This is a genomic window from Acrocarpospora macrocephala (genome assembly GCF_009687865.1).
Lineage (GTDB): Bacteria > Actinomycetota > Actinomycetes > Streptosporangiales > Streptosporangiaceae > Acrocarpospora > Acrocarpospora macrocephala.
The window spans coordinates 29,959-50,393 of sequence record NZ_BLAE01000077.1 but is presented as its reverse complement, the minus strand read 5'-3'; the positions used below and the strand labels follow the sequence as shown (position 1 = coordinate 50,393).

20 protein-coding genes are annotated in these 20,435 nt (G+C 68.3%); 8 read left to right on the top strand and 12 right to left on the bottom strand.

What is annotated here, in order from left to right; all coding sequences use genetic code 11:
- The coding region (locus Amac_RS54145; protein ID WP_170322986.1) for a DUF4326 domain-containing protein at nt 1-628 on the bottom strand (628 nt) is incomplete at its 3' end.
- A 433-nt stretch (nt 629-1,061) separates the two neighbouring features.
- On the opposite strand from Amac_RS54145, the gene Amac_RS45245 reads away from it, so the two are divergent.
- Nucleotides 1,062-2,117 carry a DUF4192 domain-containing protein gene (locus tag Amac_RS45245; protein ID WP_155360622.1) on the top strand — a complete coding sequence of 352 codons (1,056 nt, stop codon included), beginning with the start codon at nt 1,062-1,064 and terminating at the stop codon, nt 2,115-2,117.
- Nucleotides 2,118-2,265: 148 nt separating this feature from the next.
- Here Amac_RS45245 and Amac_RS45240 read toward each other — a convergent pair whose 3' ends face one another.
- The 3 genes from Amac_RS45240 to Amac_RS45230 all read right to left on the bottom strand — a co-directional run bounded on the left by Amac_RS45240 (nt 2,266) and on the right by Amac_RS45230 (nt 4,788).
- A complete protein-coding gene (locus Amac_RS45240; protein ID WP_155360621.1) occupies nt 2,266-3,573 on the bottom strand; it encodes an RNA polymerase sigma factor in 1,308 nt (435 codons plus the stop codon).
- Nucleotides 3,574-3,743: 170 nt separating this feature from the next.
- On the bottom strand, nt 3,744-4,151 hold the full coding sequence (locus Amac_RS45235) for a YciI family protein (protein WP_155360620.1): 408 nt from the start codon (nt 4,149-4,151) through the stop codon (nt 3,744-3,746).
- A gap of 295 nt (nt 4,152-4,446) precedes the next feature.
- Complete coding sequence (locus Amac_RS45230) at nt 4,447-4,788, bottom strand: hypothetical protein (protein ID WP_155350990.1); 342 nt, start codon at nt 4,786-4,788, stop codon at nt 4,447-4,449.
- 211 nt (nt 4,789-4,999) lie between these two features.
- Here Amac_RS45230 and Amac_RS45225 point away from each other — a divergent pair, with 211 nt between their 5' ends.
- Nucleotides 5,000-5,608 carry a DUF1707 and DUF4870 domain-containing protein gene (locus Amac_RS45225; RefSeq protein ID WP_155360619.1) on the top strand — a complete coding sequence of 203 codons (609 nt, stop codon included), beginning with the start codon at nt 5,000-5,002 and terminating at the stop codon, nt 5,606-5,608.
- A 47-nt stretch (nt 5,609-5,655) separates the two neighbouring features.
- Here Amac_RS45225 and Amac_RS45220 read toward each other — a convergent pair whose 3' ends face one another.
- Nucleotides 5,656-6,291: an LUD domain-containing protein gene (locus Amac_RS45220; protein WP_246269117.1), complete on the bottom strand. Its 636-nt coding sequence runs from the start codon at nt 6,289-6,291 to the stop codon at nt 5,656-5,658.
- A gap of 79 nt (nt 6,292-6,370) precedes the next feature.
- Here Amac_RS45220 and Amac_RS45215 point away from each other — a divergent pair, with 79 nt between their 5' ends.
- Nucleotides 6,371-6,814 (top strand): winged helix-turn-helix transcriptional regulator, encoded by a 444-nt coding sequence (locus Amac_RS45215; protein WP_155360618.1) that lies wholly within the window; start codon nt 6,371-6,373, stop codon nt 6,812-6,814.
- On the opposite strand, the gene Amac_RS56895 is transcribed toward Amac_RS45215, so the two are convergent.
- Nucleotides 6,780-7,070: a septal ring lytic transglycosylase RlpA family protein gene (locus Amac_RS56895; protein WP_246269116.1), complete on the bottom strand. Its 291-nt coding sequence runs from the start codon at nt 7,068-7,070 to the stop codon at nt 6,780-6,782. The two genes, Amac_RS45215 and Amac_RS56895, sit on opposite strands and share 35 nt — an antisense overlap.
- On the opposite strand from Amac_RS56895, the gene Amac_RS56890 reads away from it, so the two are divergent.
- Entirely contained in the window at nt 7,048-7,281 is a 234-nt protein-coding gene (locus tag Amac_RS56890; protein WP_246269115.1) for a hypothetical protein, read from the top strand. The genes Amac_RS56895 and Amac_RS56890 overlap by 23 nt on opposite strands.
- 444 nt (nt 7,282-7,725) lie before the next feature.
- Here the strand turns inward: Amac_RS56890 and Amac_RS45205 are convergent, their stop codons facing one another.
- From Amac_RS45205 to Amac_RS45195, 3 genes are all read right to left on the bottom strand, one after another.
- On the bottom strand, nt 7,726-9,240 hold the full coding sequence (locus tag Amac_RS45205; protein ID WP_155360617.1) for an ATP-dependent DNA ligase: 1,515 nt from the start codon (nt 9,238-9,240) through the stop codon (nt 7,726-7,728).
- Nucleotides 9,241-9,330: 90 nt separating this feature from the next.
- Nucleotides 9,331-9,705 carry an FKBP-type peptidyl-prolyl cis-trans isomerase gene (locus Amac_RS45200; RefSeq protein WP_155360616.1) on the bottom strand — a complete coding sequence of 125 codons (375 nt, stop codon included), beginning with the start codon at nt 9,703-9,705 and terminating at the stop codon, nt 9,331-9,333.
- Nucleotides 9,706-9,862: 157 nt separating this feature from the next.
- Complete coding sequence (locus Amac_RS45195) at nt 9,863-11,302, bottom strand: GuaB1 family IMP dehydrogenase-related protein (protein ID WP_155360615.1); 1,440 nt, start codon at nt 11,300-11,302, stop codon at nt 9,863-9,865.
- 76 nt (nt 11,303-11,378) lie between these two features.
- Here Amac_RS45195 and Amac_RS45190 point away from each other — a divergent pair, with 76 nt between their 5' ends.
- Nucleotides 11,379-11,861: a GyrI-like domain-containing protein gene (locus Amac_RS45190; protein WP_155360614.1), complete on the top strand. Its 483-nt coding sequence runs from the start codon at nt 11,379-11,381 to the stop codon at nt 11,859-11,861.
- Here Amac_RS45190 and Amac_RS45185 read toward each other — a convergent pair.
- Together Amac_RS45185 and Amac_RS45180 are read right to left on the bottom strand one after the other, a co-directional pair.
- Complete coding sequence (locus Amac_RS45185; protein ID WP_155360613.1) at nt 11,849-12,490, bottom strand: nitroreductase family protein; 642 nt, start codon at nt 12,488-12,490, stop codon at nt 11,849-11,851. The genes Amac_RS45190 and Amac_RS45185 overlap by 13 nt on opposite strands.
- Complete coding sequence (locus Amac_RS45180; protein ID WP_155360612.1) at nt 12,490-13,599, bottom strand: CaiB/BaiF CoA transferase family protein; 1,110 nt, start codon at nt 13,597-13,599, stop codon at nt 12,490-12,492. Before Amac_RS45180 ends, Amac_RS45185 begins: the two co-directional genes overlap by 1 nt.
- A 109-nt stretch (nt 13,600-13,708) precedes the next feature.
- On the opposite strand from Amac_RS45180, the gene Amac_RS54140 reads away from it, so the two are divergent.
- From Amac_RS54140 to Amac_RS45165, 3 genes are all read left to right on the top strand, one after another.
- Nucleotides 13,709-15,163, top strand: coding sequence for a serine/threonine-protein kinase (locus Amac_RS54140; RefSeq protein WP_170322985.1), 1,455 nt, complete (start codon nt 13,709-13,711; stop codon nt 15,161-15,163).
- Nucleotides 15,164-15,344: 181 nt separating this feature from the next.
- Complete coding sequence (locus Amac_RS45170; protein WP_155360611.1) at nt 15,345-16,715, top strand: FAD-binding oxidoreductase; 1,371 nt, start codon at nt 15,345-15,347, stop codon at nt 16,713-16,715.
- Between the two features lie 6 nt (nt 16,716-16,721).
- Nucleotides 16,722-17,981, top strand: a complete 1,260-nt coding sequence (locus Amac_RS45165) for a class I SAM-dependent methyltransferase (RefSeq protein WP_155360610.1) — start codon at nt 16,722-16,724, stop codon at nt 17,979-17,981.
- A gap of 60 nt (nt 17,982-18,041) precedes the next feature.
- On the opposite strand, the gene Amac_RS45160 is transcribed toward Amac_RS45165, so the two are convergent.
- Nucleotides 18,042-20,432, bottom strand: a complete 2,391-nt coding sequence (locus Amac_RS45160) for a PQQ-dependent sugar dehydrogenase (protein ID WP_170322984.1) — start codon at nt 20,430-20,432, stop codon at nt 18,042-18,044.
- Nucleotides 20,433-20,435 lie beyond the last annotated feature (3 nt).

The window sequence follows — 20,435 nt, the reverse complement described above, 5'->3', positions numbered from 1 at the left end:
GGATGTGGGTGATGGCGAGGGTGCCCATGACGTGGGCTGCGTCGATCTGGCGATTGACGTGGTTCTTGGTGAAGCCCCAGCGTTCGCGGCAATAGTCCTCGAAGCGGGGGTGGGTGGCGCGGTGGAGGCGCCCGGCGCGGATCCGGGAGAGAGCGTGACCGACGTCGACGAACGTGGTGAGGCCGTGTTCGATCGCGTTCTCGGCTTCGGCGAGGGCGAGCTGCTCTTCGGGGCTGAGATCGTCCGGCTCTGGTTGTACGGGCGGCGGGGCCGGACCGTCCGCGAGAAGTTTGAGGATCTGGCCGTGGCAGGGGCCGTGAGTGCACCAGCAGGCCAGAGCCTTGCCGCGGAGTTCGCCGAGCCGTGCGAGCAAATCGGGACGCGCATTGAGGTGAACCTCAAAACGGCGTAGCTGTTCGCCGCGCAGAGCGTCGTCTTTCTCGTGCGGGTTGGCCCACACGCTCCGGGAATCGATCCGGACATACAGGGATTGGGACTTGGCCCAGGCGATCAGGCGCGGGTGGCCTCGCCGCTGGTTCATGCTGACGAGGACGGTCTCGCCGCCGAGCAGGGCGGTCAGCCTGGATCGCTCATGATCGGACCAATCCTCGACGGATGGGGGAGCCACGGATCGACTGTCGCGCATGCCCATAAACAGTGCTCTGCCCAGTAACCGGCCTCGCTTCAACGCGCGGGCCTCTTTACCGGATTATGATCTTCGCTCTCCGCGAACACATGGCTGCTGGCGAGACGAAATAACACAAATACCACCTGTATCACTGTGAAGTTGGTTCGTTATGTACCGAGCGCATCCTTCCGGGCAGACCTGCATTTCGTGCTCCGGTGCCCCCAAATCGCAGTCGAGTGATATCAGATGGCCGAGTTTCCCGCTTGGCTCACGCCGTAAACGTGAAGATCATGCACAGGCGGTTCTTTCCTGGGTGGGTTGTGACCTGCGGGAATGCGAATCACAAGGGCACAATTGCAACAGGTTCAGGTTGGCTGTCCACAGAATTGAGTTCGGCTTCTGGGCGTGAGCGCCGGGGCGGAATAGTTCGGGCATGAGTTCAGCGAACCCGAGACTCCGGTTGTCGTCGCCGACCGACATCCTGGCCGCCGTGCCGTTTCTGATCGGCTTCTATCCCGAGCGCAGCCTGGTCGTGATCGGATTGGTCGGGCCGGCTGTGCGGGTGACCACGCGCTGGGATCTCCCCGCGGAATCCGGCGCCCTCGACGGACTCCTGCCGCTGCTCAAGCGCGAACAGGTCACCACGGTCATCCTCATCGGGTACGGCCCGGGATCTCTCGTGACCGCCGGGGTGGACGAGGCCACCCGCCTGTTGCGCACGGGAGGCATCAAGATCACCGAATCCTTGCGTGCCGCCGACGGCCGCTATTGGTCGTATGTGTGCCAGCGCGTGGCCTGCTGCCCGCCCGAGGGGGTGGCGTATGACCCAAAGGCGAGTTCGATCGCGGCCGAGGCGGTGGTGCAGGGCTTGGTCGCCCTTCCGAACCGCCGCAGCCTGGAACGCTCGGTCGCGCCATACCAAGGCAAGGCCCGCGTCTCGATGAACCGCGCGACCGACCGTGCGATCACGTCCATCCGGATCGCCCTGGCCAGAGGAAAACCCGCGGACATCGTGGCCGACGGAATAGCCCGCGTCCGAACCGCGATCGACGTATACGCGCACGGCGACCGCCTCAACGACGACGACGCCGCCCGCCTGGGCCTCGATCTGGCGATAATCCGCGTGCGAGACGAAGCATGGACACTGATCGACGACCGCGCCGCACATCTCACCCTCTGGCGCGACCTGACCCGCCGCCTGAACCCCCGTCACGCCGCCCCCGCGGCCTCCCTCCTGGCGGCCACCGCCTGGCGTAACGGCGACTGCGCCCTCGCCACCCTGGCCCTCGACCGAGCCCTCACCGCGGACCCCCGCTACACAATGGCAGTCCTCCTCTCCCGCGCCATCCGCAACCTGCTCCCCCCAAACGTCCTCCGAGAACGTATGCCCACCCCCGAAGACCTGGACCGAGAAATGGGCACCCCCACCATGAAATGGCTCTCCCCTCTCCTCACCCTCCTCGAAGAACCATCCGCCCTCGCGAGCTAACCGAGCAGCAGCAAGCAAACCGCTTCATTCCGAAGATCCACAACGTTGCTGCTGCCGCTCTGGGCGCCGGTCTGGTGAGAACTACCGTGAGCGTTAACGGTGCCGGATGACGGCGTTGGCCTGGGGACCTGCTCGTTCCGTGGGTTTGCTAGGCAGGGGGATCAGAAGCGTCATCGGTTTCTGTGTTGAGTTGGGTGGTCGGGGGTGGGGATGTCGTTGCGGCTAGGCGGGCGGCGCGGGCGGTGAGGTAGTCGCGTTCGGGGATGTTTGTGGTGTGGTTTGCGGCTGTGCGGTAGTCCTCGATGGCGCCGGGGAGGTCGCCGGCCATTTCGCGGAGGTGGGCTCGGGCGGTGTGGAAGCGGTGGTGGTCGGCGAGGCGGCCGTCGGCGTCGAGTGTTTTGAGGATGTCGAGGCCGGTTGAGGGGCCGTGGACCATGGCGGCGGCGACGGCGCGGTTGAGTGTGACCATGGGGTTGCCGGACATGCGTTCCAGCAGGCCGTAGAGGGCCATGATCTGTGGCCAGTCGGTTTGGTCGGCGGTGGCGGCTTCGTCGTGGAGTGCGGCGATCGCGGCTTGGAGTTGGTAGGGGCCGACCGCGCCCTTGGCCAGGGTGGTGGTGATGAGCGTGACTCCTTCGGTGATCGCGTCGGAGTCCCATTTGGTGCGGTCTTGTTCGGTCAGGGGGATGGGGGTGCCGTGCGGGCCGGTGCGGGCGGCGCGGCGGGCGTCGGTGAGGAGCATGAGGGCGAGCAGGCCGGCGATTTCGCATTCATCCGGGAGCAGGGCGTGGATCATCCGGGTCAGCCGGATCGCCTCGCGGGCGAGTTCGACGCGGTGGAGGTCGGGGCCGGTGGTGCTGGCGTAGCCCTCGTTGAAGGTCAGGTAGAGGACATGGAGCACCGAGCTGAGCCTGCGTGCGCGTTCATGTGGGGCGGGCATTCCGAACGGGATGCCGGATGTTTTGATGCGCTGCTTGGCCCGGCTGATCCGCTGCGCCATCGTCGCCTCGGGCACCATGAACGCTTTGGCGATCTGGGCTGTGGTCAGACCGCCTACCGAGCGCAGGGTGAGGGCGATCGCGGAGGCGGGTGTGAGCGCGGGGTGACAGCAGAGGAACAGCATGCTCAGCGTGTCGTCCTGGTCGGAGGCGTACGCGTCGTCGGCGGCGGGCGCGGACCGCAGTTCCGGCGGGGTTCGCGCGGCGACCAGTTCCTCCCGGCGACGGCGGGCCTGCTCGTTGCGGACCTGCTCGGTCATCCGGCGGAACGCGACCTGAATGAGCCAGCCACGCGGATTGCCGGGCAGCCCTTCCTTCGGCCATTGGGCGGCGGCGTCGAGCAGGGCTTCCTGGACGGCGTCCTCAGCCGCGTCGAAGTCTCCCGTACGCCGGGTGAGCACGCCGACGACCTGCGGCGCGAGTTCGCGCAGCAGGTCCTCGATGGCCCGATCATCCAGCGTTGCCGACTCCTCGGACGGACGTCATTCGGCGTGCCTCAAAGCGCTGACGCCTCCTCGAAGAGATATCGCTTGGCGTGCCTCGAAGCGCGACAGCTTCTCGGACGGACATCACTTGGCGTATCTCAAAGCGTTGACGGCTTTCTCGGACGGATATCGCGTGGCGTGCCTCAGAGGGTTGACAGTTCCTCGGGTGGGGCGGACATCACCTGGCGGACCTCGATCGGCATGTTCAGCGGCTTGCCGCCCGGTCCAGGTGCGGCCGAGACGAACGCGGCGAGTTCGAACGCCCGCTCCTGGCTTTCGCAGTCCACGATCCAGTAGCCGACCAGGAACTCCTTCGTCTCAGGATAGGGACCGTCGGTGACCACGGGGATCCCGCTGTCGCCTGCCCGCACCGTCCTGGCCTGGTCGGGCATCGCCAGGCCCTGCGCGTCCACGAGTTCCCCCGAGGCGGTGAACTTCTCGGTCACGCCATGCATGAACTCGACGTGCGCCATGACATCTTCCGGCGGCCACGTGCTGATCGGCGGGAACTCGGCCTGCTGCCCGAACTGCATGAGCATCATGTACTTCATCTCTGGCTCCTTCGGTGCTCGCGCCCTACTCGGCGCTTCCACGTGTAGGTAGAAGCAGGCCACCACGTTCTCTACATCCTCCCGAGCATCCAGGACAAAACTCAACAAGATGCCGGAGGGCGGTCGGCCAAAGGGGCGAGGCGAGCCAGGCGACGGCGGTCACGGCCGGGTGAGAGGCCCCGGGTGAAGGGGCCTGGGCGGAGGCCGAAGCATGCCGGACAAGGCGGTGGACAAAGCGGAGGCTCGGGTGAGGAGCCCAGGTGATGGTTGTGGTGCGTGGTCTGGTGGTGGGAGGTCAGTCGGCTTCGGCTTGGCGGCGGCGTTCGTTGTAGGCGCGCATGCGGGCGGGGTAGCCCGTGAGTTGCACGTCGTACACGGGGAGTGCGAGGTCGCGGGCGACCTTCTTGATGACTGCGGGGGAGCCGACTCTGCGGCGGGTCCATTCGCCGTCGTGCGCGATCGCGACGGCGGTGGTGTCGGTCGCGAAGGTTTCCGGCTCGACGTAGAACTCGACGCCCCTTCGGGACTTGGCGAACTCGATCAGAGCCTCGATGTCCTGATCGGTTGCCTCGCGGTCGAATTTGGCGACCTTGGGGCCGCGATTGCGCCTAAGGCCGTAGCGGTCACGCCATCTCATACCCCTTATATACCGGTCCTGAGCGAAAGCCGGTGACAATGAGGGCGCTCCCGGGGTTCCGTGGGGGACATCCCGGATGGACCGCGGCCTTGTCTCGATCGAATATGAGTAGGCGAGAGCCCACGTCATCGCGGTGGCGAGGCAGACTCGAAGTGTAAGTGGTCGCGCGTACCCGCACGGCTGCTCGGATCGACGGAAGGTAAGGCTTTTGATGCCGGCGGCAGCGACACCACCGTGGCCGGGCGGCGCGCCCGCGCCGCACCCCCAGCTCCGAGTGACCAACGATGATCGAGACCAGGTGGTCGAGCACGTCAAGGCCGCGTACGCGGAGGGGCGTCTCGACAAGGACGAGATGGACGAGCGTCTCCACCTCGCCATGACGGCCAGGACCCACGCCGACCTCATGCCGATCATGACCGACCTGTACGGCTCCCGCCCCCCGTACATCCCGCCACCACCCTCCCTGACGCCGGTGCACGCGACCCAGCTGCCGCGCCCCATGGCCCGGGACGCGGCGGACCGTGTGGTGGCCTCGGCCGCCCACCTGATCAGCCTGACCGGCCTGTTCATCGTCGGCCCGCTGATCATTCTTCTCACGGCCGGCAAGTCGTCCCCCTACGTCCGCAGACACGCCGTCGAGGCCCTGAACTTCCATCTGACCGTCCTCGGGGCGACCTTCCTGCTTCCGATCACCGTCATCGGAATCGTCCTGATCCCGGTGATCTGGGTGCTGGGGTTCGCCCTGTCCGTCATCGGTGGCGTCTCCGCCCTGGCCGAGGGAGACTTCCGCTATCCCTTCACGCTCCGGCTGATCAAGTAGCCACCACCGCGCACCCCCCAGGCGGTGGTGGCCACCACTCGATGAGGTCAGAATCCGATTTCGCTGCGGATTAGGATGACCGTCCCGCGATCAGGCATCTCGCGCTCGAGTATCAGGATTTTTCCGACGAACGACGGCTGGCCGTACACCTCCTGCAACCGCACCCACTCCCGGGGCAGCGAGTATGTCCGGATGCGGCGTAGTGCGGTGTCCAGGTCCGCGACCACCTTCTGCGCGCCGACCACCCAGATGGCCTGCCGCGCTCCGGCCGCGTACGAGGCGAGCTGGCTGCCGCTCGCGGACGCCGCCACCATGATCCCGTCCTCGGTGACGGCGTGCACGCTGCCGACTACGACATCGGGCGTGGCGCCCATCCTGATCTGCGCGGCGATGTCCAGCTCCGCCAGTTGGGCGCGTACCGAACGGAACCGCCCCGACTCGTCGAGGTCCGCCGCGATTCCCGCGGTCCGCAGCGTCTCGCTCGACGCCGTGAACACCTCCTTGTCGACTGGCACGAGCGCGCTCACCAACGCCCTGGCGTCTTCCGGACCATCCACAATATGCACTGCATATCCGCGCTCCCGAAGGCCCTTCGCCGCCCGCTCCAGCTGATCTTCCGCCGCGGGTACGGCGAACGCCTCATCCAGCGGTGGCGCTTCCATGACTTGGTTACTTTTTGTCATGAACCCCATCATCGGTAAGTATGGCTTAACGTGGGAGATCGCACTTTTTTCTGCGTCAGTTACCTGGAGGGAAGTGTCCATGCTTGAGCACGACGAGCGGGCGTGCCTGATCAGGCAGATCTTGGACCGGGTCGGCGACAAGTGGACGATCAACGTCATCCATCACCTGGCCGATGGTCAGAAACGCTTCATGGAACTCCAGCGTGAGATCCCGGGTATCAGCCAGCGCATGCTCACGGTCACCCTGCGCGGGCTGGAGGAGGACGGGCTGGTCGAGCGCACGATCCACCCCGTGGTCCCGCCCCGGGTGGACTACGAGCTCACCCCGCTGGGACGCACCCTCCTGGACACGGTCTGCCAGCTGATGGACTGGACGCTCGCCCATCTGGACGACATCGAGGCCGCCCGCGCCGCGTACGCGGCGCGCGAGAGCTCGCTCAAACGCCTGTCCGAACCCGCGGACCCCGGGACGGCTCGGGCGCCCGAGATCAGTCGTCGAGGACCTCGTAGCGCACGCGCATGATGCCCGTGTGCAGGTCGCCGATGGCGTTGTAGGCGGCGCGCGAAAGGTCCAGGCACAGGCCGTTGCCCCACGGCCCCCGGTCGTTGATCCGGACCACGACGGACTTGCCACTGGCGGGGTTGATCACCCTGACCTTGCTGTGCATCGGGATGGATCGGTGGGCGGCGGTCAGCGCATTGGGATTGAAGCGCTCGCCACTGGCCGTGGTCTGCTCCTCGTGGTAGAAGGCCGCCTTGCAGCTGCCGGACGAGACCACCCGCGCGTTCGACTCCGAAGCTTGCGGACTCGCCGACGGCTCCGCGCGAACCGACGCCTCCGGCTCAGCGCTGGCACGCGCAGAGTTCGGGTCAGCGTCCGAGGAGTTCGGCTCCGCGCTCGAACTGGGCGCGGTTGGCTCCGTACGCGCCGTGGGGGAACTCGGTTCGGCGCTTGAACCCGCGGACGTCGGTTCACCGGCCTGCGACTGAGCCGACCCGGCCCCCGATGCCGCGCCCGGCGTCCGCACCGGCGAATGAACCCCCGCCGTAGACGTGGCAGCGGGCGCGGACCGGGCCATCCTGGCAACGTCAAGCTCAGGCTCCCTGGTCACCGACCACGCCGTCACGGCGGCGGCGGTGACGCTACCGGTGGCGACCACCGCCACCACGATCCGACGCGCGGGAGAACTCTTACCGGGGGAGGAATGCCGGCCCAACGAAACCACAGTCCTTGATCGGGAGGGAAACAGGACAACAACGACTACCCAATCCCATAACAGGCCATTGGACATCTTTACGGAACATATGCGACAAATCGCCCATATGCGTATTGATGTGACCCATCTCACAGCGCCCCAGGGTGCGAGCCTAGAGCGCCGATCATGAACTGAACTGCCAAATATAACGAATTCGCATAGATCGCTAAGTCGCTGATCAGGGCAAAAGCGCCTGAACCATCCCGATCGTGTCGGCTTCCTCCGCACGCTTATCCGGCCGATACCGGAGCACCCGCGCGAACCTCAACGCCAATCCTCCGGGATACCGCGTCGACCGCTGCACGCCATCAAAGGCGATTTCCACCACCATCACCGGCTTGACGGTGACCGTCCACCCATCGGTGGGCCCATCCGCGAGCCGCAGGAACTGCTCGGTCTGCCACGCGAGCAGCTCATCCGTCAGCCCCTTGAACGTCTTCCCGAGCATGACATATCCGCCAGTCTCCGGATCCAGCGCACCCAGATGGAGATTGGACAGCTTCCCCTCCCGCCGCCCATGCCCCCACTCGACCGCCAGCACCACCAGATCCATCGTGTGCCGAGGCTTGACCTTGATCCACCCGGCCCCCCGCCGCCCCGCCGCATAGGCCGTCTGCGGCGCCTTCACGACCACCCCTTCATGCCCCCGCCGCACCGCGTCCGCGAAGAACGCCTCCCCTTCCTCCGCGTCCCCCGTCACCAACCGCGGCGCGATCAACTCCGCCGGTACGGCTCCCGCCAGCGCCGCATGCCGCTCCGCGTCCGGCAGATCCAGCAGATCCACCCCATCCACCCGCAACGCGTCAAAGAAGAACACACTCAACGGCACCTCCCGCGGCCCGACCTTCGTCGCCACCCGCGCGGCCGTCACCTGGAACGGCTCCGGCCAGCCGTCCGCCCGCAGCGCGATGACCTCCCCGTCCAGCACCAGATCCGTACGCTCCAGCCCCAGCATGGCCTCAACCAGCTCAGGCACCTGCGCCGTGATGTCGTCCAGCGTCCGCGTGAACACCCCGACGTGATCGCCCGACCGGTGCGCCTGCACCCGTACCCCGTCCAGCTTCCACTCCACGGCCGCCGGCCCGCCGATCTTCTCCAGCGCGGCCGTGACGGTCGGCGCGCTCTGCGCCAGCATGGGCGCGACCGGACGCCCGACCTCCAGATGGAAGCCGCGCAGCGCGTCCACCCCACCGGCCAGCGCCGCCGCCCCCACGGCGGGCAGCCAGCCGCGCAACATGAGCGCCCGCCGCACCTCGGCCGACGGCACCTCGGCCGCCTTGGCGATGGCCTCGATCATCACCCCGTCGAGCGCGCCCTGCCGCAGTTCCCCGGTCAGCAGCCGCCCCAGAAAGGTCTGCTCCGGCCGCGTGGCCGCCCCGAACAGCTCGGCGACCAGCTGCTTGCGCGCCGCCTGCGAGCCCTGCCCCGACTGGGCCTTGATGCGTTCGAGCAGCGCGTCGATCTGGGTCAGCGTGGCCGTGGCGGCCAGCCGGGGCTCGGGCAGCTCCTGCAGGGTCCGCCAGCCCACGCCGATCTGCCGCTGCGGCAGTTCCCCGGACAGGTACGCGATGGCGATCTCAGCCTCGTCAGGCCCGACCCTGCCCAGCAACTCGGCCAGGTGCCTGATCTTGGCCAGGCGGGCCGACTCGGCGGCCACCGCGGCGGAGGTCCTGGCAAGATCGATCAGCAACACAGGGTAATCCTGCCCTAGTCCGCTGTAATGCCGCCAGTTCCCGGCATGACACAGCCCCCGGCGGCGGGCCGGGGGCTGGATTCGCCAGGGTCAGCCGACGTCGAGCAGGTCCACAACGAAGATCAAAGTCTCTCCGGGCTTGATCGCGCGACCGGCGCCCCGGTTGCCGTAGCCCAGGTGGGGCGGGATGGTGAGGCGGCGGCGCCCGCCGACCTTCATGCCGGCGACGCCCTTGTCCCAGCCCGCGATGACCTGGCCACCGCCGAGCGGGAACTGGAAGGCCTGGCCGCGGTTCCACGACGCGTCGAACTCTTCGCCGCTCGAGAACGCGACACCGACATAATGCACACTCACGGTCTGCCCGGGCTTGGCCTCGGCGCCGTTGCCCTCGACCAGGTCGACGATCTCCAGGTCGGAGGGCGGGTTGCCCTCGGGGAAGTCGATCTCGGGCCTTTCGAGTGCCACGTGGGTCTCCTTGTTCCAGCGCGCCTCTCGGTTGCCAGGCGGCGAAGCCGCCCGCGTCCGGCAGAGGTGGCGCGCCCCCGTGCCGGCGGCCGATCGTGGTTCCGATCGACCAGCCGACTCTATCGGGCGCCACTGGATCACCGGCGGCTTCCCCTCATCACCAGCTCTGGTGCAGCGGCATGCCCTCGGTGTAACCCGACGAGCTCTGGACGCCCACGACCGCCCGCTCATGGAATTCCGCCAGGCTGGCCGCCCCCGCGTACGTGCACGCGGACCGCAACCCCGCCACGATCTCGTCGATCTGATCTTCCACCGAGGGCCGGACCGGATCCAGATACATCCGCGAGGTCGAGATGCCCTCCTCGAACAGCGCCTTGCGCGCCCGTTCGAACGGCGTGTCCTCCGCCGTACGCAACCGGACGGCACGAGCCGACGCCATTCCGAAATTTTCCTTGTATTTCCGGCCATCGGCGGAGGTACGGGTGTCCCCAGGCGACTCGTACGTCCCGGCAAACCACGAGCCGATCATGACGTTGGACGCCCCGGCCGCCAGCGCGAGGGCGACGTCACGCGGATGCCGTACCCCGCCGTCGGCCCAGATGTGGCGATTCAACCGGCGGGCCTCGGCGGCGCACTCCAGCACGGCCGAGAACTGCGGGCGCCCGACGCCCGTCATCATCCGGGTCGTGCACATCGCGCCGGGCCCGACCCCGACCTTGACGATGTCGGCCCCGGCCTCGACCAGATCCCGGACCCCGGCCGCGGTGACCACGTTGCCCGCCACGATCGGCACCCCGGGCGACAGCGCCCGCACCGCGACGAGCGCGGCCAGCATCTTCTCCTGGTGCCCGTGCGCCGTGTCGACGACGAGCGTGTCGGCGCCCGCGTCGAGCAGTTCCTTCGCCTTCGCGGCGACATCGCCGTTGATCCCGACGGCCGCCGCGACCCGGAGGCGCCCCGAGGGATCCAGGGCGGGCTGGTAGAGGGTGGCCCGCAGTGCCCCCGTACGGGTGAGAATGCCGACCAGGCGTCCCTCCCCGTCGACCACGGGAGCGAGCCGGTGCCGGCCCTCGTGCAGCGCGCCGAAGGCGGTCTGGGGGTCGACGCCCTGCGGGAGCGTCTGCGGGGATTCGGTCATGACCTGGGAGAGCTGGGTGAACATGTCCACGCCCTGGCAGTCCGCCTCGGTCACGACCCCGATCGGCCGGTTGTCCCAGTCGACCACGATGACCGCGCCGTGTGACCGTTTGGGCAGCAGGTTGAGCGCGTCTCCCACGGTGTCGTGCGGGGTGAGCGTGATCGGCGTGTCATGAATGAGATCGCGTCCTTTAACCCATTCGATGACGTTCGCCACCACATCTATGGGGATGTCCTGCGGGATCACGGTCAGCCCGCCGCGCCTGGCCACGGTCTCCGCCATCCGGCGGCCGGCCACCGCGGTCATGTTGGCGACGACCACGGGAATGGTGGTGCCCGTTCCGTCATGGGAGGAAAGATCCACGGTAAGTCTCGACCCGATGTCCGACCTGGACGGGACCATGAACACATCGCTGTAGGTCAAGTCATACGGCGGAGTTATGTCGTTGAGAAATCGCACGTTATGAACATTCCCTGCGTTCCAGCACGGTATGTAAGGATGACGCCGATCAGTTCAGTCGAATGGGGGACGATCTGTGATCATTGTTGACCGGCCCGAGCTGCTCGTCGTCGGCCACGTCGTGCGGACCACGAACGCGGCCGAGGCCGACCCGGCGCGAGCGCAGCTGCCGGCGCTCTGGGCCCGCGCGGGCGCGCCGGGCGCGTTCGCGCACGTGCCGGGAAGGGCTGACGAGAACGTGTACGCGGTGCTCACCGACTACGAGAGCGATCACAACGGCGCGTACACCCAGATCGTCGGCGTCGCGGTGCACACCGCCGCCCGGCTGCCGGAGGGCATGGCCGCGGTCCGGGTGCCGGGCGTGCCCTGCATGCACCTGGAGGTACGCGGCCCGCTGCCGCAGACTCTGATTGAGGCCTGGCAGTACCTCTGGAAGCACACCGAGTCCGGCGCGTCTCCCGCCCGGGCCTTCACCACCGACGTGGAGGTCCACCACCCGGCGGGCGCGGACCTCTATGTCGCCGTGCGGCCCTCTTACGCGGAGACTCAGTCGTCGTAGTTCCACAGCGGCTCGGGGATCTCGAAGCCCACCGGCTCGCCCCACCTGTTGCGATAGCTCACCTCATGCACCGGCCGCCTGGGCGCGACACCCCAGCGACCGGTCGGGTAGCCGAAGGTGACGGTGCACGCCAGCTGCCAGCCCTTACCCTCCGGCACACCGAGGATCCGCATCGCCTCTTCTCCGTGGAACATCCCGAGCACGGTCGTCAGCGCGCTCCCGACACCGAACGCCCGCGCCGCCAGCTGCGCGCTCCACACCGACGGAAAGATCGACCCCCCGGACGGGTCGTTGCGGGTGAACGCGAACAGCATCAGCGGGTACGCCTCGAAATGGTCCGCGAGATGCTGCGCCGACTTGAGGACACTGAGCGCCTGCGGATCCCCCTTCTCCCGCATCGGCTTGTAGTGCGTCTCGAACAGCACCCCGAGCGCCTGCCGGTACAGCGGCCCGAGCTCGGCCTTCACCGCCGGATCGTCCAGCAGCAGGAACCGCCAGCCCTGCGTGTTGCCGCCGCTCGGGCCGCGCACGGCCGCGTCCAGGATGCGTTCCTGCACGTCGGCCGGGATCGCGTCCGGTTTGACCCGGCGCATGGCACGGGTGGTGTAGAGGGCTTCGAAGACGTCCATTAAGCGAGGACTCCAAGGTCGCGAAGAGATTTGGCGGTTTCGTCGTCCAGGCCCCAGGAGGTGAGGTCCTGCAACCTCGTCGCGGGGGCCAGGTCGCTGGGGGGTGTGCCGAGCAGGCGGGGGGCGGGCGCGGGCTGGGTGACACCCGCGATCTCAACGAACGTGCCCCGGGCGCGGTTGTGCGGGTGCTCCGGAGCCTCGGTCAACTCGAGCACGGGCGAGACACACGCGTCCGACCCCGCGAACACCGCTTCCCAGTCCGCCCGGGTCCGGGTCGCGAACACGGCGGCCAGGCGGTCCCGGATCACCGGCCAGTTCGCCTGGTCATCCCGGTCCGGCAGGTCGGTGAGGCCGAGCTTGCCCAGCATCTCGGCCCAGAACTGCGGCTCCAGGGCTCCGACCGCGAGGTGCTTTCCGTCCGCCGTCTCGTACGTGTCGTACATGGGCGCCCCGGTGTCCAGCAGGTTCGTGCCACGCGCCCCCCAGAATCCGGTCTGGGACGCCTGGAAGAACATCGCCAGCAGCAGCGCCGCGCCGTCCACCATGGCGGCGTCGATCACCCGGCCCTGGCCGGTGCGCCCGCGTTCGATGAGGGCGAGCAGCACGCCGTACGCGAGCATGAGACCGCCGCCCGCGAAGTCGCCGAGGATGTTGATCGGCGGGGTGGGCTTGTCCCCGGCGCGGCCCAGCGCGGACAGCGCGCCGGAGATCGCGATGTAGTCGATGTCGTGGCCCGCCGTGGCGGCGAGCGGCCCGTTCTGGCCCCAGCCGGTCATCCGGCCGTAGATCAGGCGCTCGTTCACCGCGTGCAGGTCGGCGGGGCCGATGCCGAGGCGCTCGGCGACGCCGGGGCGGAACACCTCGATGACCACGTCCGCGCGCGCGGCCAGGCGTTTGAACGCGGCGACGCCGTCGGTGGACTTCAGATCCAGGCCGATGGATCGTTTGCCCCGATCCATCACGTTTGGATGCTGCGCGTCGGTGACCGCTTTGACCCGGTCCACCCGGAGTACTTCCGCGCCGTGGTCGGCCAGCATCATGCCCGCGAACGGCCCGGGAGCCAGCCCGGCCAGTTCCAGCACGCGTATCCCGGCCAACGGTCCGCTCATCTCGGCTCCCATACCTAGAACAATATTCGGAACCGGCCTTCGCGGCACCGCCCAGGGGTGGCCGGTATGGGAGAATTGCCGCCTCTTACTGTGCGGCCAAGGGGGCACGATGGAGGGGGAACGGCTGGTCGCGGGGCGCTACCAGCTCAAGCGGAAGCTCGGGCAGGGCGCGATGGGCGTGGTGTGGGAGGGGCACGACACGCTGCTGGATCGGCCGGTCGCGGTCAAGGAGGTCATGCTGCCGCTCGGCCTGCCGCCAGGCGAGCTGGAACGCCAGCTTCTGCGGACCGGGCGCGAGGCCAGGACCGCCGCCCGGCTCAGCCACCGCAGCATCGTCGCGATCTACGACGTGGCGGAGGAGGACGGCCGCCCGTGGATCGTGATGGAACTCGTCCGCGCGCCCTCCCTGGAGCAGCTCGTCCGGGAGCAGGGCTCGCTGCCGGTGCGGGAGGTGGCCGCGATCGGGCGGCAGATCCTGTCCGCGCTGGCCGCCGCGCACGCCGCCGGGGTGCTGCACCGGGACGTCAAACCGGCCAACATCCTGGTCACGCCGGAAGGCCGGGCGGTCCTCACCGACTTCGGCATCGCCACCACCGAGCACGAGACGAACCTGCCGGTGGTCGGGATGATCACCGGGTCGCCCGCGTTCCTCGCGCCGGAGCGCGCCGAGGCGGCCGAGTTCGGGCCGCCCTCCGACCTGTGGTCGCTCGGGGCGACGCTGTACGCGGCCGTGCTCGGCAAGTCGCCCTTCGACCGGGGGACGATGATCGCCACGGTGGCGGCGGTGCTGACCGAGGAACCCGACTTCGGGCGGCTCCATCCCGCCCTGCATCCGGCGCTGTCGGCGCTGCTCAAGCGGGATCCCGCCGAGCGGGCCAGCGTGGCCGAGGCCGAGCGCCTGCTGTCCCTGGTCGACGGCGGGCCGCCCCGCCAGCCGGGGAGCCGGTGGCGGAGCCGTACCTGGCTGATCGCGGTCGCGGCCGTCGCGATGGTCGCGGTCGTCGGGACCGCCGCCTGGTCGATGATGTCCCTCGACCCGCCGGCGGCTCCGGTCCTCGTGTCTCCGTCTCCGTCTCCGTCGCCGGAGCCGAGCGTCACTCCCACCCGCGTGTCCTCCTACAAGCGGTACGTCTCCCCGGCCGGCTGGACGATCGGCTACCCGCGCGCCTGGACCGGCTCCCGCGCCGAGGCGTTCACCGAATGGCTGAGCCGCGACGGCGGCAGCCATCTCGGCGTGGAGGAGGTCGTCCCGCACGCGGCCCAGCGCGAGATGATCGCCGAGATCGAGGCCATCCGCGCCCGCGACGCCCGCGACTACCGCCGCGTGCGCCTCGACCGCGTCTCCTGGTCCTACGGCGGCGCCGTCGAATGGGAGTCCACCTTCACCCCGGTGGACACCGCGAGCAGCCCCTGGCTCACCGCCGGCGTCGGCTACCGCGAACTCACCCGCCTGCTGACGGTCGGCGACCGCGCGTTCCTGGTCACCTGGACGTCGGAGGAGGCGCGCTGGGCCGCCCAGACGGAAGCGATGACCAAGGTTCTGGACAGCTTCCGGCCAAGGTGATCCACAGCGGGAATAGGCCGGGAGAGTCGAGGGTTCTCCCATGTCGGAGTGGGAACAACTGTCAACGCACGCCCAACGAACCGACAGTTTTCTCGGGTTTAACGTGTCGAGTCTGGTCTGGGTTGTTTTAGGGGGATAGCGTTCCTCTAGAGACGATCTCTACTATCCTGGGGGTGGTGTCATGCCCGAGCGCACGACCAGTATGACCACCCATCGGAGAGCGGTCGAGCAGATCCGCGACTCCTACGCCGCGATCCCCGGCGACGCGGCCCCGCGCCTGGCCAAGGCCACCACGAACCTGTTCCGGTTCCGCGAGCCCGCCAAGGTCGCCAAGCTCTCCGCCCGCGACCTCGACCAGGTCATCCACGTCGACCCGGACACCCGCACCGCGGAAGTCCAGGGCATGACGACCTACGAGAACCTGGTCGACGCCACCCTGCCGCACGGGCTGATGCCGTTCGTGGTGCCGCAGCTGAAGACGATCACGCTGGGGGGCGCGGTCACCGGGCTCGGCATCGAGTCCAGCTCGTTCAGGGACGGCCTGCCGCACGAGTCGGTGGAGGAGCTGGAGATCCTCACCGGCGACGGCCGGATCGTGGTCGCCCGCGCCGACAACGAGTTCAGCGACCTGTTCCACGCCTTCCCCAACTCCTACGGCACGCTCGGCTACGCGCTCCGCATCAAGATCAAGCTGGCCCCCGTGCAGCCTTTCGTGCGGCTGACCCACGTGCGGTTCACCGATGCCGACAAGTGCATGCTGGCCATGCAGGAGATCTGCGATACCCGGGAGCACGACGGCGACCCGATCGACTTCATCGACGGCACCTTCTTCGGGCCCGACGAGATGTACATCACGCTTGGCCGGTTCGCCGAGCGTGCGCCGTACGCGTCGGATTACACCGGGATGCGGATCTACTACCAGTCGATGCGCAGCCGTACCCGCGACTGGCTCACCATCCGCGACTACCTGTGGCGCTGGGACACCGACTGGTTCTGGTGCTCGCGCGCCTTCGGCGTGCAGCAGCCCCTGGTGCGGTCCATCACCCCGCGCCGCTGGCTGCGCTCCGACGTCTACCGCAAGCTGGTCGGCCTCGACCAGCGCTACGGCATCACCGCCAGGATCGACCGCTGGCGCGACAACCCGATGCATGAGTCGGTCATCCAGGACGTGGAGGTCCCGGTCGAGCGGGGCGCCGAGTTCCTGGAGTTCTTCCACAGCCAGGTGGGCATGACGCCGCTCTGGATGTGCCCCCTGAAAGCCACCAGAGACTGGAGCCTCTACCCGCTGGACTCCGGGCGGCTCTACGTGAACTTCGGTTTCTGGGGGATGGTGGCCCTGCCGAGAGGACGGCAGGACGGCTACTACAACCGTCTGATCGAACGCGCCGTGCACGAACTGGAGGGCCACAAGTCCCTCTATTCGACCTCCTTCTATGCTCGAGAGGAGTTCTGGCGCTTCTACAACGGAGACGCCTACTGGCCGGTCAAACGTGCGTACGACCCCGGTGGACGTTTGCTCGACCTGTATGAGAAATGTGTACGGGGAAGGTGATGACACATGAATCTCGCCGAGATCTTTGAACGGGTTGTCGGATCTGGGGCCGGCATCGAGTTCTCCGCGTACGACGGCAGCAAAGCCGGCCCGTCCGGCGCGGACATCCGCCTCGAGGTGAAGTCGCCGATGGCGGTCGCCTACCTGGCTCAGGCCCCGGGTGAGCTCGGCATGGCCCGGGCCTACATCTCCGGCCATCTGGACGTGCAGGGCGACATGTACGAGCTGCTCGACCGGATGTGGTCGTTAACGATCAACGACCTCTCGACGGCCGAGAAGATCGCCGCCGTCCGGGCGCTCGGCGTCAAGCCGCTGCTGACCCGGGTCCCGCTGCCCGCCCAGGAGGTCCGCCGCTCGGCGATGGCCCGGCTCGGCAGCCGGCACGCCAAGCAGCGCGACGCCGAGGCGATCCACCACCACTACGACGTCTCCAACCGCTTCTACGAGTGGGTGCTCGGGCCGTCGATGGCCTACACCTGCGCGACCTATCCCACCCCTGACGCCACGCTCGAACAGGCCCAGCACACCAAGTTCGACCTGGTCGCCAGGAAGCTCGACCTCAAGCCCGGCATGCGCCTGCTGGACGTGGGCTGCGGCTGGGGCAGCATGGTCCGCCACGCCGCCCGCGAGTACGGCGTGAAGGCGCTCGGCGTCACCCTCAGCCGCCAGCAGGCCGAGTGGGCGCAGAAGGCCATCGCCGAGGAAGGCCTCGGCGAGCTCGCCGAAGTGCGCTTCCTGGACTACCGCGACGTCGCCGAATCCGACTTCGACGTGATCAGCTCCATCGGCCTCACCGAGCACATCGGCCGAGACCAGCTCGCCAACTACTTCAGGTTCCTCCACAGCAAGCTCAAGCCCGGCGGGCGCCTGCTCAACCACTGCATCACCCGCCCGACCGGCAAGGAAAAGACGATCAACAAGGGCGGTTTCATCAACCGCTACGTCTTCCCCGACGGCGAGCTGGAGTCGGTCGGCACCCTCATCCGGGAGATGGAGGACACCGGATTCGAGATCCGCCACGAGGAGAACCTGCGCGAACACTACGCGCTGACCCTCCGCGACTGGTGCCACAACCTGGACGACCACTGGGACGAAGCCGTCCGCGAAGTCGGCCAGGGCACCGCCCGCGTATGGCGCCTCTACATGGCCGGCTGCATCGTCGGCTTCGAACGCAACAAAATCCAACTCCACCAGGTCCTAGGCGTCCGCCTGGACGACGAGGGCGCCTCCTACGTCCCCCTCCGCCCGTCCCTCGACTGGCCCTGATCTCTTGGTACGGCTCCCGCGTTGATCACACGCGGGAGCCGCCATGCGTCTCGCCATTCTCTATTCGAGGGAGACCCGGAGGAGTCGGTCTCCTTCGCCGTTGGTGGTGCTGAGCCACAGGGTGTTGGCGTTGGGGACCTTCTCTACGGCGCGCAGTCTGCCGTGGACGCCCTGGAAGTAGGCCGATGGCTCGCCGGCGTCGGTGCCGTTCAGGGGGATGCGCCACAGGCGTTGGCCGCGCATCGCGGCCAGGTAGACCGTGTCAGCGACGATGGCCATGCCGCTGGGGGAGGCCGTGTCGGGGGTCCAGGTTTTCTTTGGGTTGGTCATGCCTTCGGTGGTGCACTCGCCCTCGCAGGTGGGCCAGCCGTAGTTCTTGCCCGCTTCGATGAGGTTGAGTTCGTCCCAGTTGATGTTGCCGAGTTCGCTCGCCCACAGGCGTCCGGCCGAGTCCCAGGCCAGGCCCTGGGGGTTGCGGTGGCCGAGGGAGTAGACGGGGGTGCCGGCGGGGTTGCCTGGGGCGGCGGCGCCCTCCCGGGTGATGCGGAGGATCTTGCCGTTGAGGGAGGCCGGGTCCTGGGCCAGGCTGGGCTGCTGGGCGTCGCCGGTGGTGACGTAGAGGAAGCCGTCGGGGCCGAACCTGATGCGGCCGCCGTTGTGGGAACGGTTCTTGCGGATGCCGGTCAGGACGGTGCGGTAGTCGGTGAGGGCGGTGCCGTCGAAGCTCATCCGGGCGACGCGGTTGCCCTCGGCCGCTGTGTGCATGACGTATATGTCGCGATCTGTGGTGCCGTTCCAGGTGGATGGGATGGCGATGCCCATCAGGCCGCCCTCGCCGTCCGTGGTGACGGTCTCCGGAACCGCGCCGACCTCGGTGCGCTGGCCTTCCGCGGTGACTTTGTAGATCTTGAAATCGTCGCGCTGGGTGACCAGGGCGTAGTCGCCGGATGGTGTCCAGGCGATGTCCCACGGGATGGTCCAGCCCTCCGACAGTGTCGCCGCCTGCTGCGGCACGCTTTCGGCGCAGGCCGCCGTGGTGAAGGTCTGGGTTCCGCTCGGCTCGGAGGTGTTCCCGGCCGCGTCCTCGGCCACCACATGCACGGTGTACGGCGTCGCGCAGGTCAGGCCGGTGACGGTGACGCTGGTGGCGCCGGTTGTGGCCAGGACGTTCTCCGCCTCGTCGCGGACCAGGTAGGAGACGGGGTCGCCGGTGGACGCCTGCCAGGCCAGGTCGGCGGTGGTGGCGGTGACGTTGGACTGGGTCAGTTCGGCCGGGGCACTCGGGGGTTCGGTGTCCTCGGCTTCGGTGGTGGCGCATTCGACCAGCGGGCTGCTGGCGGAGACGTTTCCGGCCGCGTCCTTGGCGACGACGGTGAGCTGGTAGGCGGTGGCCGGGGTGAGGCCGACGATGAGGACCGGGGGAGCGGTCGCCTCGGCGATCGTCGTGCCGCCGTCGAAGATGTCGTAGCCGGTGACTTCGACGTTGTCGGTGGAGACCGGCCAGTCGATGCTCAGCTGGGTGGGGCCGATGTCCTGGCAGACGGGCTGACCGGGCGCGGTCGGAATCTCGGTGTCGCCACCGGGCGGCGGACATTCACCGGGCGGAGTGGGCGATTCAACCGGAGGTGTTTCGACCGGGGGCGTTTCCCCAGGAGGCGTCTCGCCTGGAGGCGTCTCAGCCGGAGGAGTTTCGGCGGGAGGAGTTTCTGCCGGGGGTGTCTCGGCCGGAGGTGTTTCAGCTGGTGGCGTCTCGACTGGGGGAGACGATCCGACCGGGGGTGAGCCGAGGAGTGAGGGAGTTTGTGATTCTCCCGGTGGGGTTTCCCCAGGCGGGGTCTCGGCCGGAGGCGTTTCCGCTGGGGGCGTTTCGACCGGCGGGGTTATCGTCGGGCATTCCGTCGGAGGTGGGGTTTCGGATGGCGGGGGCGTTTCGGTGGGAGGCGGTGTTTCGGTCGGGGGTGCGGTCAGAGTGCGGACTTCCAGGTGATCCAGGTGCGGGTTCCCCCGCCGGGACGTCGAGGTGACCCGGATGGTGTTCTCGCCCTGGACGAGCGTCGTCCGGAACGACACCGTCCGCCAGAAGCGCCACCAGCGCGTCCCCGGGAATCGCTGGTCCTCGGCCACGGTCTGCCCGTTCACCGAGATATCCGAACGCCCGTTGCGCCGGTTCGTGTTCGCGTACCGGATCAGGATCTTCGCCGGTCCGGCCGTCTCGGCCGTGACCGACCATTCGACGTAACTCCCGGCCTGGTTGGACCCGTTGACGTATCCCTCGCCGGTATATCCCCGCCGGGCTTTCTCGACCCGGCCCTGGACGATCGTGGCAGATTCCGCTTCGTACCTGGTGCCTCGCTGGAACGGTGTCGCTGCGCCGGCGTTCGCAGCCGGTGCTGCGGTGACCAGAAGTCCCGCGACGAGCACTAACGCACCGGTGATCGCATGGCCTCGCATGGC